General features: G+C 62.2%; 12 protein-coding genes and 3 pseudogenes. 7 read left to right on the top strand and 8 right to left on the bottom strand.

Annotated features, from left to right (window positions below; translation table 11 throughout):
• Nucleotides 1–95: 95 nt before the first annotated feature.
• Nucleotides 96–1,395: pseudogene (locus tag H4V95_RS10820) on the bottom strand (PLP-dependent aminotransferase family protein).
• Here H4V95_RS10820 and H4V95_RS10815 point away from each other — a divergent pair.
• The 3 genes and pseudogenes from H4V95_RS10815 to H4V95_RS10805 form a co-directional block, all read left to right on the top strand.
• Nucleotides 1,394–2,300: pseudogene (locus H4V95_RS10815) on the top strand (DMT family transporter). The pseudogenes H4V95_RS10820 and H4V95_RS10815 overlap by 2 nt on opposite strands.
• Before the next feature lie 702 nt (nucleotides 2,301–3,002).
• Nucleotides 3,003–3,881: an alpha/beta fold hydrolase gene (locus H4V95_RS10810; RefSeq protein ID WP_209730427.1), complete on the top strand. Its 879-nt coding sequence runs from the start codon at nucleotides 3,003–3,005 to the stop codon at nucleotides 3,879–3,881.
• Nucleotides 3,882–4,218: 337 nt separating this feature from the next.
• Nucleotides 4,219–4,769 (top strand): annotated as a pseudogene (locus H4V95_RS10805) (aldo/keto reductase); the annotation flags it as partial.
• Between the two features lie 114 nt (nucleotides 4,770–4,883).
• Here the strand turns inward: H4V95_RS10805 and H4V95_RS10800 are convergent.
• On the bottom strand, nucleotides 4,884–6,134 hold the full coding sequence (locus H4V95_RS10800; protein ID WP_209730426.1) for an amino acid permease: 1,251 nt from the start codon (nucleotides 6,132–6,134) through the stop codon (nucleotides 4,884–4,886).
• 52 nt (nucleotides 6,135–6,186) lie between these two features.
• Between H4V95_RS10800 and H4V95_RS10795 the strand changes: the two genes are divergently transcribed.
• The 4 genes from H4V95_RS10795 (at nucleotide 6,187) to H4V95_RS10780 (ending at nucleotide 9,113) form a co-directional block, all read left to right on the top strand.
• Nucleotides 6,187–7,146: a helix-turn-helix domain-containing protein gene (locus tag H4V95_RS10795; RefSeq protein ID WP_245345666.1), complete on the top strand. Its 960-nt coding sequence runs from the start codon at nucleotides 6,187–6,189 to the stop codon at nucleotides 7,144–7,146.
• A gap of 484 nt (nucleotides 7,147–7,630) precedes the next feature.
• Nucleotides 7,631–8,095: a GNAT family N-acetyltransferase gene (locus H4V95_RS10790; RefSeq protein WP_209730425.1), complete on the top strand. Its 465-nt coding sequence runs from the start codon at nucleotides 7,631–7,633 to the stop codon at nucleotides 8,093–8,095.
• A 265-nt stretch (nucleotides 8,096–8,360) separates the two neighbouring features.
• Nucleotides 8,361–8,819, top strand: a complete 459-nt coding sequence (locus tag H4V95_RS10785) for a gamma-glutamylcyclotransferase family protein (protein ID WP_312884010.1) — start codon at nucleotides 8,361–8,363, stop codon at nucleotides 8,817–8,819.
• 42 nt (nucleotides 8,820–8,861) lie between these two features.
• Nucleotides 8,862–9,113, top strand: a complete 252-nt coding sequence (locus tag H4V95_RS10780) for a DUF1272 domain-containing protein (protein WP_209730423.1) — start codon at nucleotides 8,862–8,864, stop codon at nucleotides 9,111–9,113.
• Nucleotides 9,114–9,572: 459 nt separating this feature from the next.
• Here H4V95_RS10780 and H4V95_RS10775 read toward each other — a convergent pair whose 3' ends face one another.
• The 6 genes from H4V95_RS10775 to H4V95_RS10755 form a co-directional block, all read right to left on the bottom strand.
• Nucleotides 9,573–10,676 carry an MFS transporter gene (locus H4V95_RS10775; RefSeq protein ID WP_209730422.1) on the bottom strand — a complete coding sequence of 368 codons (1,104 nt, stop codon included), beginning with the start codon at nucleotides 10,674–10,676 and terminating at the stop codon, nucleotides 9,573–9,575.
• 869 nt (nucleotides 10,677–11,545) lie between these two features.
• Nucleotides 11,546–11,932, bottom strand: coding sequence for a TipAS antibiotic-recognition domain-containing protein (locus tag H4V95_RS10770; protein WP_209730421.1), 387 nt, complete (start codon nucleotides 11,930–11,932; stop codon nucleotides 11,546–11,548).
• Between the two features lie 62 nt (nucleotides 11,933–11,994).
• The gene (locus H4V95_RS10765; RefSeq protein WP_209730420.1) at nucleotides 11,995–12,336 is read right to left on the bottom strand and encodes a hypothetical protein; all 342 of its coding nucleotides are present in this window, start codon (nucleotides 12,334–12,336) and stop codon (nucleotides 11,995–11,997) included.
• 2,143 nt (nucleotides 12,337–14,479) lie between these two features.
• Nucleotides 14,480–15,979 carry a serine hydrolase gene (locus tag H4V95_RS10760; protein ID WP_209730419.1) on the bottom strand — a complete coding sequence of 500 codons (1,500 nt, stop codon included), beginning with the start codon at nucleotides 15,977–15,979 and terminating at the stop codon, nucleotides 14,480–14,482.
• Between the two features lie 158 nt (nucleotides 15,980–16,137).
• Nucleotides 16,138–16,269, bottom strand: a complete 132-nt coding sequence (locus H4V95_RS18670) for a hypothetical protein (RefSeq protein WP_281064532.1) — start codon at nucleotides 16,267–16,269, stop codon at nucleotides 16,138–16,140.
• A gap of 74 nt (nucleotides 16,270–16,343) precedes the next feature.
• Nucleotides 16,344–17,678: an alpha/beta hydrolase gene (locus H4V95_RS10755; RefSeq protein ID WP_209730417.1), complete on the bottom strand. Its 1,335-nt coding sequence runs from the start codon at nucleotides 17,676–17,678 to the stop codon at nucleotides 16,344–16,346.
• Nucleotides 17,679–17,829: the final 151 nt, after the last annotated feature.

Raw genomic sequence — 17,829 nt, 5'->3', positions numbered from 1 at the left:
GTTCGATAGGGCAATGACGAGCGATCGGGCTGTCCCGGTGTGGGGTTCCCTTGCGGAGGCCGTATCGGTATGTCGGGGTTCCAGCCGCACCGTTTCTAGCTGCCGTACTGCTCCAGAATCTGGCCGATGATGCGTGAGGCGTGTGGGTAGGCGCCGGGGTTGGGTCCGGAGTAGTTGAGGCGGATGAAGGGACCGGTGGGTTCGGCGGGGAACCATTCGGTGCCGGGCGCAACGAGGACGTTATTCGTCTCGCATTCCCGGATGAAGGCCGGCAGGTCTGTGACTTCTGGGAGTCTGAGCCAGAGGTTCAACCCGCCGGGCGGAATTGCGGTGAGGTGAGCGGAGGGGGCGTGCCGGGTGAGGCTGTCGATAAGCAGGTCCCGCCGTGACCGGAGTTGCTGGCGAAGCCCTCGGAGGTGGCTTTGCCAATCGGGTTGCGTGACGATGTCCAGGGCAGCTGACTGCAGGACACCGCTGACATACATGGACGCTGCTGCCCTGTCTGCGAGGACCCGGTCTCGTGCTGGCCCGCGAGCGATGATCGCGGCAACCCTTAAGGCCGGCGACACGCTCTTGGTGAGAGAGCGGATGTAGACGACGTGTCCGTTATCGTCTCGGGCCGCTACCGGGGCGGGGTCGGTGGTGATGCCGAAGTCGTGGGCCCAGTCGTCCTCGATGAGGAAGGCGCCGTGGGTCCTGACGACATCGAGGATTTCAGATGTGGTCGCAGCCGACCATTGGGTTCCGGTCGGGTTCGCGTAGTTCGGTTGGGCGTAGAACGCCCGGGCTCCGGTTTCCTCGAACGCGCGGGCGACGTCCTCCGGGTCGGGACCCGCGGGTCCGGATACGACAGGGACGAGGCGGACGCCTGCTTGTGCTGCGGCGAGGATCGCTCCCCAGTAGGAGGGTGACTCGATGAGCAGCGGCCAGCTCAGCGGCGAACCACGACTGCAGCTCCGGCAGTCCGGCGATCGGAGAGCGTGTGAGCGCGGCGTCGCTGCGGCCCGCTCGCGCCAGGGCAGCGCGGATCAGGCGCTCAGGCAGGAGCTCCCGGTCCGGGTACCCGCTGTGAAGAGCGAACGCGTCGACGGGGGCTACCCGCATTGCGGCCGGTGCTGGCACCACACGGTTCCGCGGTGCCCCGAGGGCCCCTGTCTGCCACCCCAAATCGGAGGGCTTCACAGTGCGGACCGCTCGGACGAAAGTACCTACCCCTGGCCTGCTCTCGCTAAGTCCCTGCCCGGTCAGGATGCGCAGTGCCTTCTGCACTGTCACGGGACTGGCCTCATACCGGGTGACCAATGAACGAGTCGACGGCAGCTTGGACCCAGCAGGCGCCCCTGCAATCCATTCCCGCAGGGCTGTCACGATCCTCGAACTGCTATCGGTGGTCATGAAGCAACATGGTAGCGCTATTCCGATGAAATCCGCCGCGCTATCGTTACCCAGGGCAGGACTTGCATGGGGATTGCTTGGCGTCCTTGCGTTCTCCTCCACCGTCCCCTTCACGCGTGTAGCGGTTGGCGGGTTCTCACCCCTTTTTACCGGATCAGAGCGCAGTAATCGCCGCGGTCCTCGCGATCACTGCCTTGGCCCTCACCCGGCAACAGTTCCCTGCCGGCCGTCAATGGTTGCGGCTTGCTGCGGTCGCCGGGGCATCGCCGTCGGCTTCCCGCTCATTACCTCTTTCGCCCTGACCACCGCACCGGCAAGCCACGGAGCTGTCGTCATCGCCCTCCTGCCCGCGGCGACCGCGGTCATGGCAGTGATCCGTGGCAAAGAACAACCACCCGTGTCCTTCTCGGTGCTGGCAGTCATCGGCGCCGTCGCAGCGGTCGAGTTCGCGGTGCTGCAGGGCGGCGGCCTCACTCACCTCGCCACCTCAAATCTGCTGCTGTTCGCAGCTGTCCTGGCCGCTGCCATCGGGTACGCCGAAGGCGGTCTTTTGGTCCGTGAACTGGGTGCGTGGCAGACCGTCTCAGGGGCGCTCGTCATCGCGTCCCCACTGATGCTCGCCCTGGCTTTCACCGCCGTAATGCAGAAACCACCCAACGGGGCCCCGATCGAATGGGCTGCGTTCGCATACCTGGCCATTGTCAACATGTTCCTCGGCTTCTTCGGCTGGTACCGCGGACTCGCGTTCGGGCCTATGGCTCAGGTCAGTCAGTCAGGTACAACTCACCCAACCTGTCCCGAGCATCCTCTGGGCAGCACTCCTGCTTCACGAACACCCCACGCCGGTCACGGTTCTCGGAGGCATCGCCGTCATCGCCTGCGCCGGCATCGCCGTCCGAACATGACTCAACCACCCAACACCGGTGTCCCGCTGAATGCGGCCATAACGCGACGGCACATCCTGCAAGGGGCCTACCCGCGTCTACGGGCGGCAGTTCCGGGAGCAGAAGTGACCCGGAATACTCCTTCTGGGTACGCAGAGGCAAGTGCTGGTAGACAAGCCTCGAAAGTCGGGCGCATCGATCCCCCCTTTTTATTCGAGGCAAGCATCTTGAATTTACGCCTTATAGGAAATACCCTTTGGGGGTATGGGTAGCAGAAAGGAACAGTGAATGAACTCGCGCAATCGGGTGCCGGGCCGCGCCTCCCTGGTGTGTTCAAAGCCAATCCAGCTGCCAGGATTACTATGCCGGATAACCCCAATAGTGGGCTCACCTCGTCATGATCATCACTGCCGACGCGCCACGATGCAGTTTCACAATTTTTCCAGGCAAGGCAGCCGCCTTGCGTAACTCACCGGTTCCGCCGGGAACATGCAACTCTCCATGGCCCACCGCGCAGCGGTGCAGAACATGGGCGGGGTCGGCACCGCCCATTGCGTCAGCGCCCCTAGAGGCGTTCAAAAAGCTCGATCACGCAACCCCGTCGCCGAGACCGCGCGGCACGGGACCACTCACCTTGCGGGTGGTGGTCACGCATCGAAAGTCGTTGGCTTGCAATGGCTCCACACGATAGCGTGCACCCGAGGACTGAAAGGACTCACAGTGATGACCAGTAGACCCCTGACAGTTCGCTGCGAAGACGGCTACGAACTCCAAGGACACCTCTGGGCACCTCGCCCTCCCGACGGGCAACTGTCCGGCCGCGCGGTCGTCGTCGTTGGTGCCACTGGAGTTTTAGCCTCCTATTACCACCGCTACGCCTCTTTCCTCGCGGAGAATGGTTTCACCGCCATCACCTTCGACTACCGCGGTATCGGGCAGTCCAGGGAAGCGAACATCAAGAACCTGCAAGCCAGCTGGTACGACTGGGGATTGAAGGACATTGACGCGGTTCTTCATTGGGCCATAAACAACGTCAGTCCGGACCTTCACGTTGTCGGCCACAGCTTTGGCGGATTCGGCGTCGGTCTGGCGAAACACGGCCACCAGGTGAAACGACTTCTATCCGTCGGCGCTCAACACGCCCACTGGAGGGACTACCGCCCCGGCCACCGGCTGCGCTTCTGGTGGCGTTGGCACATCCTGATGCCCGCCATAACGCTTTGGCATGGCTACTTCCCCGGCAAGAGTCTCGGATGGCTCGAAGACCTGCCTAAAGGCGTCGCCCTGAACTGGGCGAGAAGCCCTAGGAACTTCTCCGCCGGGGCAGGCCCTATGCGGAAGGCGATAAAGGAGCATCAAAGTTCATTCACAGCCGCGACCCTTGCTGTTTCTGCAACGGACGATCCGTTCGCCTCCAAGAACGCCATCATGAGGGGACTGAATTACTACCCGAATAGCCCCTCCATCGTTGTGCAGCTAAAGCCCCACGACCTCAACAGCCCCGAAATCGGACATTTTGGCCTCTTCCATAGCCGCTTCCGTGACACGTTCTGGCCCGGGACCCTTCAATGGCTGCGCGACGGAACTAATCCCTGGGTCTGAGCACATCGCAAGCTACACAGTACCGACCAACGTCGATGACGGACTGAAGGAGAAACGGCGTGGGAGGGTCCGGTCTGATATAGGAGGAGACAGCGGGGGCCGACTATACGATTGGCTATTCAGAGGAGATGGTCGATCCGTGACTGGAGAGATCATAGATTAGAAGGGAATCGCCGAACGGTTGCTCGCCCAAGCTAAGGAGGAGGGCGTGATCGGCCAAACGTGCACTGGCTCGGATCTAGGGGCAATGGAGATCGACGCCGCGGGCCGTCCGGTTTCAGCCTCAGGACAGCCGATGGAAGGCCCCAAGGCAGGTAGACATCGAGATTGTTCTACGACCGCCGGGTGCCCATACGGCGGCAGCAACGAGGAGCTGATAGCGCGGCTGCTCAAGGAACGCCGCGGCGAAGTCGAGCTGGCCACCAAATTTGGCCTCGTCGACGGGCCGGCTGAAGACCGCCGTGAAATCAGGGGTGATGCCGCCTACGTGAAGCAGGCGGTGGACCGCAGCCTGCAGCGATTGGGCACCGACACCATTGACCTGTTCGACATGCACCGCCGTGACCTCCGCGTTCCGATCGTGGAAACCGTGGAGGTCATGGCGGGGTTAGTCTGGGCCGGCAAGGTACGCTATCTGGGCCTGTCAGAGCTGACAGCCGAGGAGCTGCGTGAGGCCAGCAGCATCCACCCGATTGCCGCGGTCCAGAACGAATGGTCCATCTGGAGCCGCGACGTGGAACGTAACTTGGTCCCCGCCGCCGCCGAACTCGGGGTGGGCTTTGTGCCTATTCGCCGTTGGGTCGCGGGTTCCTCGCCGGCACCGGGGACGCCTCGACGCTGGGAAGCTCCTACTTCCGCCGCACCATCCCCCGGTTTACCGAGGCAGCCCTGCATCGGACGGCCCGATGTCGCGATCGCACCATTCACAGGTGGGACGAATTTCAAGCATGAGGTTACGTCCCTTTCGACATGGTTCCTTGTAGCCAGGGGCGATGGTCTGCTTTAGCGCCTATGCAGGGCAAGAACGGCGACTGCAACCGCGGGCGGGAGTAGGAGGTGCCATCCAGCGAAAGGCACTGTGAGAAGCAGCAGGCCTAGCGCGGTGGACGCGAGAAGGCGCAGACCCCCGGTGAAAAGGCGCACGGCCGCGGCAGTGCCAAGGAGGTAGGTGGCGAGCACGAGAACGGAGGGGATGAAGACAATGTCATCAGTGCCCCAGCCGAATAGTGCGGCTCCGAGTAGTCCTGCGGCTCCGATCGATCCCACGGTCAGAATTGAGATTGCTGGTGTTCCGCTTCGGTCCTGCTGTCGTAGGAGTGCCGGCGCCCATCCGTCGCGGGCCAGGGCGTAGCCGAGTCGGGAGATTGACGCGATGAAGGCGTTCGTCGTGCCCAAGCAAATGATGGTTGCTGCGACAGCGACGACGCCCACCGTTGATAGGCCAAGACCTTGTCCGACGATGGTGCCAAGAGCGGTCCGATCAAGTTCAGGGGTGCCGTAGGACCCGGTTCCGACGACGGCGAATGCGACGCCGAGGTAGAGGAAGGTAACGATCAGAATGGTCAGCAGGGTGGCCCGGGGGAGGGTGCGGCGCACGTCGCGGAACTCCGCCGAAAGGTGTGCGATGGCTTCCCAGCCAGCGAAAGCGAAGAATAATACGATGACCGCCTGGCCGATGCCCTGCAGCCCGCCCGGAGCGAAGGGAGTCAGATTCTCGAAACGAATCTGCGGAATCGCGACGATGATCACGGTCAGCAGGATCAACGCGACGCCGCTGGCGAGAGCGATCTGCACGCGCGCGCCGAGCTTGAGGCCGACAAGGTTCGCGGCGACTGCGGCGATCAGTACGACGGCCGCAATTGCTGGTGCCCAATGCTGTCCGATACCCAGTGCGGCGGCTACGTAGTAGCCGGCGGTGAGTGGAACAATTGTTTGCCCGATCGATCCAGCAATGAAAAACCACCATCCAGCGATACCTCCCGCTGAGGGTCCAAAGGCTCTTGCTGCGAAGGTCGCCACTCCGCCGGCATCAGGAAAGCGTGACGCAAGTGCAGCGAAGGTAAACGCGATCGGAATACCGAGTAGAGCACTGAACCCCCAAGCGACCAACGACGCCGGACCTGCAAGGGATGCCGCTTGTCCGGGGAACACCAGCACTCCAGCGCCGAGAATCGCGCACACATACAGTGCGACGCCCTGAAGGACCCCGATTGATCGCGGATGAACGTGCTGAAGGGTCTGGAGTTTGCTCACTAACTCATTTCACTAGCACTCCTGGCAACTCACCAGTGGCATGATGGACAACATGCGCAACAGAACAGACATGCACCAGGTAGCAGTTGCGGTGATGCCGGGAGCCCCGATCTTCGAACTCGCCGTGCCCTGCGAGATCTTCGGGATTCCACGGCCTGAGCTCGATGGGTCGTGGTACGACTTCCAGTTATGCGCCACCGAGCCCGGCGCTACGATCGCTGGTGGGTTTGCCTCCACTACACCGTTCGGGCTCGACGAACTCGTTCAAGCAGACACGGTGATCGTGCCCGCCTGCAGCGACATTCACGCGGTGCAGCCAGCCAACCTCGTGGAAGCGGTCCGGGAGGCGCACAGGCGAGGTGCTCGGATCGCCGCGATCTGCTCTGGCTCGTTTGTGCTCGCCCAAGCCGGGATCCTCGATGGACGCCGCGCGACTACGCATTGGATGCACGCGGATGAACTACGCCGCCGCTTCCCCCTGATTAAGCTGGATGAAGCCGTCATCTATGCTCAAGACGATCGGATTCACACCTCCGCCGGTACCGCCGCGGGCATCGATCTCTGCATCGAACTCGTACGCCAAGACCATGGCACAGCCGTTGCCAATGAACTCGCCCGCCGCATGGTCACCCCGCCGCACCGCACTGCTGACCAAGCGCAATATGTGCTTCGGCCCGTCCCCGGGCCACACCCACCAGCGGTTGCGGAGGCTGCGGCGTGGGCCATCGCTCACCTGGATCAGCCAATCCTCATCCGGGACCTCGCCTCGCGCGCGCATCTCAGTGAACGACAGCTAACCAGGCGTTTCCTCGAAACGTATGGGCGGACGCCAGGTGACTGGCTGGTACGAGAACGCGTCCGACGTGCACAGGAACTGTTGGAACGAACTGACCTGTCTATCGACGGCATCGCAAGTCAAAGTGGGTTCGGCACTGCCGCAGGACTGCGTGCCGCCTTCGGCCGGCACCTACGTATTTCGCCCAGCAACTATCGCTCCACCTGGGCAGCCTGAAAGACCCCGATGCAGTATCAACAACCCGCCATATGACACACCTAAGCTCGTAGACACGAGACTCTGATCGGCTAGCGGGAGGTGTTTCGTTGCAGTCTCGTCGTGTGCTTCACTGTCGAGGCCAAGGACTTCAAGTCGGTGAAGCGGGTCAGGCAGGGGTGATGTGTCGGGCCAAGATGGGGCTCGAGTAAACGACGCCGGCGGTGATGCCGCCGAGAATGACGAGCCGACCGGTGATGCGCTCAAGGTCGCTCACGGATCGGGCGAGGACTGTGATGGTGAAGCAGTCCGCGCCGGTTCTCCCTCTCCAACTCCCTGATCCGGGTCTGATCGGCACTGCTGACACCGGGGCGTTCGTCCGCGTCACTAAGGTGGTCCAGGACCATCCGCCCGGAACGCTCATGTTGATCTGGGGGGTATCGCGTGGGCATAATCGCTATCTTCACAACAAGAGAGCGGCATCAAACCTGATACGGTGCACGGTGTGACAGCCCCGACATCAATTACGAAGGTGGCCACGATCGAGGAGTGCGACGCGATTCGCGCCCTGGTGGAGGCCCACATCGACTATGAGCGAAGCAACGTCATCCTTCCGGTGGATTGGGCGGACAAAACCGTACAGTTCATTGGCGCGGGAAGGATGACCATTTTCGTTGCTCACGCCGGGAGTGGACCTGTCGGGTACGCGTCGATCACCACGGACGTCGCTACCTGGAAGGGCGAGCCCTTCGCGCACCTTGACTGTCTCTACGTCTCGGGTACTTACCGCGGCGCCGGAATCGGCCGCCTACTCCTAGACTCAGTCGCGACCGACGCGCGGGCACGGGGTTATGGAGAGTTGCAGTGGCAGACACCAGCATGGAATACACGAGCAATTCAATTCTATGAACGGGTCGGAGCCACCCATCAACCCAAGGAGCGTTTCACGCTCGAACTGCCGCTTGCCTAGGAACTGCAAGCGAACCAGAACTGCCGGGTCATCGCCGCCCTTTGCTGGCTACAGCATGAGCTGACGTCACCGCATGCGGCGACCGATAACTTGCGGAACGATTGCCAAAGAAGTAACGACAACCTTCACTGCCATCTTCACCAGGAAGACCACGGCGGGGGATCGGAGTGCTCCCGTGACCGCAATGTTGTCAGCGTGGGGAGCCTTCGTGGTGCGGGGCTCGATGATAGGGTCTTGTGCTTTGGGGGCCATATGAAGATTGGCCGTGGATGAATGGGGATGCACGGTGCAGCGGTTGTTTTCCTACGGAACGCTTCGGCTGCCGAGTGTCCAGATCGAGCACTTCGGGCGCCTTTTGGTAGGCACCGAGGACCGGTTGCCCGGATATCGGGTCTTTCCGCTGCGCATCACTGACTCCGCGGTGATTGCCGCCAGCGGGGCCGACGTCCACCCGATCCTGCGTGCTTCGCCGGAGGCCTCGGATGTGGTCGAAGGAACCGTGTTCGAGCTCTCCGATAAGGAACTCGCGGCGGCCGACCGATACGAGGTCGGGGACTACGTTCGGGTGCTGGTGCGGCTGGAATCCGGACTCCCTGCCTGGGTCTACGCCGAAGCAGCAGCTCCGGGGGACACTGCCGGTCCCGGGTCCGGCCGGGACACCGGAGTGACCGGCTCAGAAAAGCGCGTGGAGCGCATTGTCGTGGTCGGGGACAGCATCGCCTAGGGAGGTTTTCTCGAAGAGCAATCCCGGGATTAGAGTGGCTAGATGCTTGAGATCCGGCCCAATTGCGAATGTTGCGATCGCGACATTGCTCCCTTCGAGGAGGCATACATCTGCACATTTGAATGCACTTGGTGCCCCGATTGCGTTGAACGCTTCCAGGACCGAGCTTGTCCCAACTGCGGCGGCGATCTTCAACGGCGGCCTGTCCGTCCGGCTGCGGCGCTAGCGACCAACCCCTCGAGCGCCATGAGGGTTGTCTCTCCCAGTTGCCGAGAGCATCGCGCCGGAATTTAGTGGCGCGTCTTGAGGATGCGCTGAGGGATCGCTCAGCAGGCCCTTCTCGGGTGGGTCTACCGCAATCACCGAGGTCGTTTACACCGGAAGCTGAGGCCTTGGGCTCAGCGGTGTTAGACCCAAAAGCCTGATTCGCTGTACATGCCTTGGCCCTTTTCGATGTTTGTAGAAAGGGCGAAGAGGCCCCCGTCAATGACGTAGGTGCCGGTTTTGGGGAAGTCCAGTCCCGTCCAGACCTGTCACTCGGCGACCGTTCCGGTCCTGGTTTGGGACACCCCGATGGGACAAAGCACTGTCGCTCCCACTCGTAGATGAGTCTATGATCCTGCCCAGATCAAGTGTCGTTGCAAGGGGACAGGATCAAGAGCGAGTGCAGCTTCCGGGGTTCAAATCAGCATGGGCACCGTCCCACAGAACCATCCCTCACCGTTCATTGAACGGGTGACGGTTACAATCGAGCTAGAGCTGGTTGGTGCGGCCAAGTGCTCGCAGGCCGACAACGGTGACGAGGGCGGCCAGTATCGCGCCGGCAGTTCCTAGGACCAGCGCGGCCGTACTGTCGAACTGAGAGACGAGAGCTCCACCGCCGCTTGCACCGAGAGCTATGCCGAGGGTTATAGCGCTTGATAGCCAGGCAAGGCTTTCCGTCAGTGAGCGCTCTGTCACCAGGTCACCGACAAGGGAGCTGGCAGATATGAGTACCGGAGCCAATCCCAAACCGGCGATGACGACAGTCACTGCCATCACGGTGAGTGATTGCGCGGCCAGAAGGGGCAGTGACCCCACGGCCAGGGCGACGACGGCGATCAGCAACTGAATGGGCAGGGTTATTGGCCAACGTCGAGCACCGTAGACGAAGCCGGAGACGGCACTCCCTGCCGCAAGTAGGCCAAGGAGGACGCCCGCACTGACGGGGGATTCTTGTTCTTCGGCGAAGGCGATGATTCCGATGTCGAGGGTTCCAAGGTAGAGGCCCGCAAGGAGGAACACCCCCATCAGTACAGCCATGCCGGCGGGGATCGATCTGGTGCGAGGCGTGGTTGCACTGGTGGCTTGGATCGGGGGTTCGGTTCGTCGTAGCGATGAGAAGACAAGGCTGCCCAGAACGTACAAGGCCAGAGCCCCAAGAAGACCTGCTGCAGGGTTGACTCCCACGGCAAGGGCAGTGACGACGACGGGCCCGACAATGTAGATCAACTCATCCAGTACGCTTTCTAGCGCGTAGGCGGTGGGCCTGTATCCGGTGTCCGCGGTTGCGCCGATCCAGCGGGTGCGAACGAGGGAGCCGATCGGAACGGTGGCCAGCCCTGCCAGCGCCGCCGCGGGAAAGAACGTCCATATCGGGGCTTGCTGCGATACAAGGAGCACCAGGGCCACGGTGGCGAGGGCGTGAACGGGCAGGGTCCAGTAGATGAGGGTTGATTGCCTGTGCTTGCCGGTCAGTCTCCCGATTGCTGGTGCTGCGACAGCGGTAGCGATCGTCAGGGTGGCTGCAACGGCACCTGCAACAGCGAACGACCCGGTGAAAGCCGCCACGAGGAGGATCGTCCCAACTGCACGCATGCCAATAGGGACTCGTGCCACCAGGCCGGCTGACATGAACTGGGCAGCACCTGGAAGACTTAGGACAGCCGCATAAGCTCGCATCAAACCCCTCTGCCAATCCGCTAATTCGGGGCCAATAAGCCCCGTCGAAATTGTACTGGCATCATCTACGCCTACAACGGTGCCCCTGTCCGTTCGAGGATCCCTCACCGGGTCGGTTCGGACCCAGGTTGTGTCAGGGAGGCCCCGCGCTGTCCCATCGAGAACCGACCGAAGGAAGCCGCGCATGGTGATTATGTTCGCGCGGATGCCTCCCGCGGGGGCGACGGCTTCACCAACCCATGCGGGCAGGGCTTGTCCGAAGCGACTGGATCCTGTCAAGTCCGCCTCCCCGAGGTCCTCCGCGCGGAAGGGGGTTGAAAACCCGGGCCCAAAGATGTCCTGCAGAAGCTGTTCGTAACTGCTTCCGGTGGCTCAAGGTGAGCTGAAGCACGTGCCCCGCTTGTGCAGTTCTCATGTCCTCCGGGTTGGACCTCCTGGAGACCTTCAGAGCTTCCTTTGGCGTCGATTGCTGGGCCGTTACCAGTTCTACGGAGCCCTCACCCCTTTCCACCCGAACTCCGCCGAGACGACGGACTCTCGGGATGCCGCTTCCGACTCACATGGCCGAACAATGCCCGTTTGCGAGGGACCCCTATGATCAGCAGCGCACCGCGCCTACGAGGGGACATGGTTGAGGTGAGAACCAGGCGGTGATCATCCGGCGGGGCTATAGTGAATTGCTCATCCTGCCGCCCATAGACCAGGGGTGCGGTCAGACATCCACGGGCTATGGGGTTCCCCATTGTTGGACCGGCCCGGGGAGCTTTGGCCAGCGGCGGGTCGTTTTAGAGCCGGTGTTGGGCGTAAGTGGTGATGGCCGGGACGAGGAATTCGACCAGGTCCTGGTGGTAGCCGTTGTGGAACATGCGCATGTCCTCGTTCTCCCGATAGAACAGCGCCATGCCGATGTAGGCCTCCTTGCTGGGGGTGTAGAACCGGCAGGCGATTTGGTAGTGCCGGTGGATCAGGTCCTGGGTGGCGTCGTTCTGGGGGTTGCGCTGTTCGAGGTCCTGGGCGAGTTCGCGGTAGATCTCGTCCCAGTCGGCGTGGACCTGGTCCCGGTCGACGTGTTCCCATCCGTTGGTCGCGGCGAGGCTTGCGGCCTGTTCCTGGGCGAGGGCGTCACGGCAGGTTTGAAGGTAAGCGGGGGAGAGGCTGTTGGTTTCGGTCATGGTGGTCCTTTCGGGGACTGTGGGGTTGTTTGATTGTGGATCGGGAAGCGTATCCGGATGCATCATTCGTACCGGAGGGCGTCGATGGGGTTCTGGCGTGCTGCCTTGCGGGCAGAGAGGGGACCCAAGGCCCAGCGCTGCGGCTGGTCCGTGAACCTCACCGACAGCACAGCTACCAGGGCCCATCCCACCGCGAAGCCCAGCAGGATCCCCCCGGTCACACCGCTCTCCGTCGCCGGGATGAAGGGAGCCGCAGCCAGCAGGAGAGCGGCGACGACCCCGACCATCAGGGCGCCGGCTACCAGCCAGCCAATGTGGCCCTTGCCCAAGGGAACAGAGCCGAGGGGACGACCGGGCCCCCTCGGAGCGGCCGCTGTCGTCTTCTGCGCCCCGGAAATCATCATGCGATCATGCTGTCATTCGCCGGTAGTGAAAGTGCACCGCAAAAACACCTTGTATGAAAAGGATTCTGCCAAATCCCGGCCAGCCGGACGACGACGGGAGTCTCATGTAGCGGCCGGATGCCCTGAGGGTCGATGACTTAGAAGAAGTTGTTCCCGACGACAGACTTGTTTCGCCGCCCTTGAAGTCCTGCGCGAGGACCGAAGCGCTCGAAGCAGTGAGGTCCTTGATGAAATCACCTGAAGCTCATGAGTGCCCTACGGGATATGGTAAAAAATTACAAAAGGCCCCGGATTGGGTATCAAAAAGGACTTTGGACGACGAGGTTCGCGCCGTCAGCGCCTATCGTAGGCACCCTCCTTCAGCAACAAAGCACCCAACCATCGGAGTTTGAGATGTCAGACTTAGCTGCACCGTCGGCCTCGCACAGCTGGCTCGCGCTTGTACATAAACTTATCGCGACAGCACAGTTCATAGTGGTTATGGATACACAGATATATGGATTATCTGTGTCGCTTTGCTGGGGAATGCATCTACCCCGACGGACGGCTTCTCAGCCGCCTTTATATACGACGGAACTATCGCACTCTTGGGCGCACTCGCAGCCCTTCTAATACAAGGAAAGGCGCGACTACATTTTCTGACTCCGCGGGTGATAAATGCGTCCTACAAGAGTATGCGGATTCGTGACGATCTGGAAGCCACTTTGATTACCCGCAGACCGATGCAACCACAACTTCTGTAACGGGATCAACCATACTTCAGCACGGCCACGTGATGGGGTGGCTCGGCTTTGCCGGCTCCCAGCCCAGCCGTACTTCCGGCAATCCGATTGCTTGCTCTACCAGCTCCGAAGCAAGTGAGTAGTGGACTCACCCGGTGACAGTACGCGCACATCTCGCCTCGCAACAGTAGGTGCATGTCGCTTTGCGACGGAACGTACACATCGATTTTAGTGGCCGTACATATACATTTATTTGGGGATAGCGATGATCGCGCGCCTGCAAGAGCCCGTGAATGGTGGCAAGCATGTCATCGAGGGATGTGTGCATCCAAAGGAGTGCAGTTTGGTCGTCCCCGTGTAGTTCATCGTGAGGGATCTGTTCGAGCGCCTCGGTGCTAGTACTAAGGCAGAGTGCCACCGACTGGAGTACCCGAAAATACTGAATTTCCTGGTCGGTGTGAGTCATTTTCTGGGCATATCCATGTTCTTTTCTCTCATCAGTGCAGAAGAAATACTGGTTTAAGGACGTCATGGTAGGGTGCTCAATTCTGTTGAGTCTCATCTCTGGTGCTGCTTGATCTAACTTGCTGATCTTTAGCCCACTGTGACTGCGCGTGCTTATCCCCTTCCCATTTCAGCTCGCACCGACGAAACCGACGGTGAAGGGTGCTGCCACGGCGAGCAGGCACGCAAGCGAAGCCTGAGTCGTGACAAGGACGAGCACGCGAAGTGCTGCGACGAGCTGCACCCCTTCGGGGCGATGATGAGACGTCCCAATTGCGCCGGTTCTTGGAGATTGCAGTCCTGTCTCCTGCGGACTACACAGGATCACGCATTGGTATTCACTACCTAAGGAGAAGTACTGCAAGAATCGTCGCGGCGACGAAGTCGACAGTGGCGCAGAACGGTGGCCACCACCGTGTGTTACGTACGAACTGCGTGCGATGTTGCCACAGGTCTTTCAGTCCGTGCGCGGTCAGCGAGGCGACTATGGTCCATGCTGATCCCGTGATCCCGTGATCCCGTGATCCCGTGATCCCGTGATCCCGTGATCGCTGTTGCAGCGACCACGACGAAGGCTGCGGCGACGCCGATTTCGACTAAGAGCACACGGATACGCCCGTCGGCCACAGCGAATCCGATATAGGCCGAGACGATCACGGCAAGACCCAAAGCATAGACAGCGGACGGTGGGAGCCACCATGCCACCAGCGGTGAGGCGGCTTGCCCTGTTCCGACGACCGCTCCCCACACCATGGCGGCCGTTGGCACGTCTGTCGGTGAGCGGATCGGTCGTGGCGTGGCTCGAACTTCATGGGGTGGCATTTGGCTCTTCCCTATTGGTGCGGTGTGGGTCAAGGTCGTTGAGCCCATCGGCGAGCAAGTTAGCCATCATAGGGTGATGCGTGTAGGTGGTGGTGCTACAGAGGCGCCGGCACTGGTTGCCCCGCCGTTGCCGGGCATTTCAGAGCGCGCCTGCGTTGATGCAGGCGCAGCACCCGAGTGCTCAGAACGGTGAGCGCAGCCAGTCCTGTTGTGAGGACGAAGATCACCAGGGCTGGCCAGCCGTAGGCGGCGGCGACCCAGGTCACTTCCCGGCCGTAAGCCAGCTGGGCTATGCGCGGAAACGCCGCGCATAGCCCCAGCACCGCAACATATGGGACAGTGCTTAGCGCCAAGTGTGTCTGGGATGCACCGCTCCGACTGGCCCAGCGCCGAGAAAGCATCGTAAGACGAGTTCCTAGAGCCACGGCGCCGACGGTGAGCAGGGCAAGAATTGCATTCGTAACGTCGGTGCGTGTCAACGTATCGCTCGGTGGGACGTCAGCGCCTTCAATAAGGTCGATGACGCGGGAGATGATGGTTGATTGCTCGTCCAGGAATGCAGTGCTGCTATTGAACAGCACCGCGACACCGATGTCGTCGGAAGGCAACAGCACCTGAAAAGCGCTAAACGTGAGCAAGTTGCCGCTGTGTTCCAGACGAGTCGGTGCCGCGACTGGTCCGTCCGTATCCCATCCGAGCGCGTACCCGTTTGGTGCGCTCGGGGTGTGCATCGAAATCAGCCCTTGCTTAGATAAAATGCGGCTGCCGTCGGCAGTCATCCCGTAATTCGTGTGCACAGCAAGCCACCGAGCCATGTCGGAGGCCGTACTGACCACGCCCCCGGACCCCGCAGCAAATAGGCCCGGCCCCCGCGTCCCGACTGGCGTCCCGTACAGTACGACATGCCCGTCTGCGAGCCCTTCGACTCGTTCGTTGTCCGTTCTCGTCGTGACACTCGAGATCATTCCGAGGGGTTGGAAAACGTGGCGTTGAAGATAGTGCTCGAATGTCTCTCCACTGACGACTTCCACGAGGCGTGCGGCGATTTCATAGTTCGGGTTGTGATAGTTCCACTGGGCGCCGGGCGTGGCGACGAGTTCCACAGCGGTGAGGGCTGCAGTTGCCTCGGCGAGAGAGTCCGGCTGGTTACGACTGAGGTCGGGACTGGTGCCGTCGGCAAGTCCTGTCGTGTGGTTGAGCAGTTGCCGGACGGTGATGTCGGACCCGCGTGGGTCGTTCAAGCGGAACTCAGGGAGATGTGCGACAACAGGGTCGTCCAGCGAGACCAAACCGGCGTCGACGAGCTGGAGTACCGCCAGTGATGTGAACGACTTGCTCAACGAAGCGATCCGGAACGGGGTGTCGCCCGTCACCGGCCGTCCCAGCGAGTCATGGCCGAACCCGCGGACGTGCACTACCTGATCGCCCTGCGTGATTGCCACGGCAAGACCCGGAATCGCTGCTGCGCCCATCTGGTTCTCGAGGAACCCGTCGATCGCCGCAATGTCCAGGGTGTCCGGCCCGCCCGCGTGAGCTCTGGTGGTCGACAGCGTCAGTGCAACGCAGATCAGGACGCCGATTACGACCAGCCACATCCCCGCTCTTTGCCCGCCGGCGCCGGGCAAACGGTAATCCTTTACTCGTACATGACCGCCCGACTCGGAAACTCGTTCGCGTTCTCTGTCATCCCTATGGGAGTAGGTCCAATGAGCTGGGTATGGCGGAGCGCACGCTGGCGCCGTTCGATTCACTCTCACTTGATGAGCGACCGAGCGGGCACGGTGGCGGGAGCGGTGAAGTCCTCCGCCGTGATGATGTTGCGAGGACTCCGGTTCGGTTCGTCGACGATGGCGGGTTGGCGTTGTTGCCGTTTGTGATCAAGCAAGTCCCGTCCCGCTCGTGTCGTGTAGACCCGACTTAGTCTTGTTTGGCGAGCAAGGGTGTATGTGTTGAGGCCATTCACTGCAAACCCGCTTCATTCCGTACTGCGGTGACGGCGTCGAGGATCCCCCGGGCGGTCTCGGCGGCGTCCTGTTCATCGCCGATCAAGGAACCGTGGGTGGCTCCGTCGACGACGCGGTGCAGCGTGTTGGTCGACAGGGTGGCGAGGGCGTCCTGCGATTCGGCCCATCCGGATCTGGTGCCGCTGCCGGCCGTCAGGACGACCAGGGGCTTGTCCGTGAAGGTCCTCAGCGCGGCAGCCTGATCCATGGACGACCCCGCGAGGAGGTACTCGTCCACCGCGCTCTTCAGGTGATCGCCCGACTCCACTCCGAGGAGCGGGCCGATGCCGAACCGCCCTGCGGCGCCGACCAGTGCCGACAGCCGGCTCGTGGTGTCATCGGGAAGCGCGGGCTCCGCCGCGTCGGGCGCCGGCGCCGGCGCCGGTGCGGTCGAGTCCACCAGCACCAATCCGGCGACCTGTTCGGGATAGCGGGCAGCGAAGGTGAGGGCGTACAGGCCACCGAAGGAATGACCGGCCAGTACGAAAGGTCCGGGCTCGTTCCCGCGCTGCAGCAGCGTGTGCAGGTCGGTGGCGATCTGCGCGCCGTCCTGCACGACGTTCGCCGGATCGCTCGACCCGCGCCCCGCCCGGTCGTAGACGCATACCCGGGTCTCACGGGCGACGGTCGGCGCGATCAGGGTGAGGTCCGACGACGTCAGGCCTGCGCCCGGTTCGATCACCACCGTGGGGCTGCCCGAGCCGGTGCAGTTCAGGTACAGGCGGTGGCCGCCGACGTCGATCAACTGCCCCTGCCCCGGAGGACTCGCCGCCGGAACGGCTCCGCGCACTGTTTCCAGGCCCCCGCCCAGCGACGCCAGGACCAGCAGCACGGCCACCGGGTAGAGCAGCAGGCGGCCGGTCCGGCTGGGCAGCTGCCGACTGACTTGGATAAACATCCAGACCGCCAACACCAGCAAGACCGGCGGCCCCACCCAGGCGAGCACTGCCTGCATCGGGGCACCGAAAACCAGCAGAAGGAGACCGCCCATTCCCATCACGAGGGCCGGGACGAGAGCCCACCGTTGTGGCTGATCAGTGAACCTCACCGAGAGCGCCGCCAGCGTTGCCCATCCCAGCGCCAGACCCACCAGAATACCGCCGGCCACCCCGCTCTCGGTCGGCGGGATGAAGGGAGCCACCGCCAGCAGGAGTGCGGCGACGACCCCGGTGATCAGCGCGCCGGCCACCAGCCAGCCCATGTGGCCCTTGCGCAAGGGATCAGAGCCGAGGGGACGACCGGGCCCCCTCGGAGCGGCCGCTGTCGTCTTCTGCGTCCCGGAAATCATCATGCGGCCATGCTGTCATGCGCCGGTAGTGGAAGTGCTCGGCAAAAACGCCCTGTATGGAAAGGATTCTGCTCACTCGGTGCGTTGGTTAGTACAGTGGCCCTATGCACCGAGTTGTCGCTTTGGCACTGCCGGGTGTAGTCGCCTTTGACCT

The sequence above is a fragment of the Arthrobacter sp. CAN_C5 genome (genome assembly GCF_017875735.1).
Classification (GTDB): domain Bacteria; phylum Actinomycetota; class Actinomycetes; order Actinomycetales; family Micrococcaceae; genus Arthrobacter_D.
The sequence above is the reverse complement of the archived record's forward strand: the minus strand, read 5'-3'. Positions and strand labels throughout refer to the sequence as shown.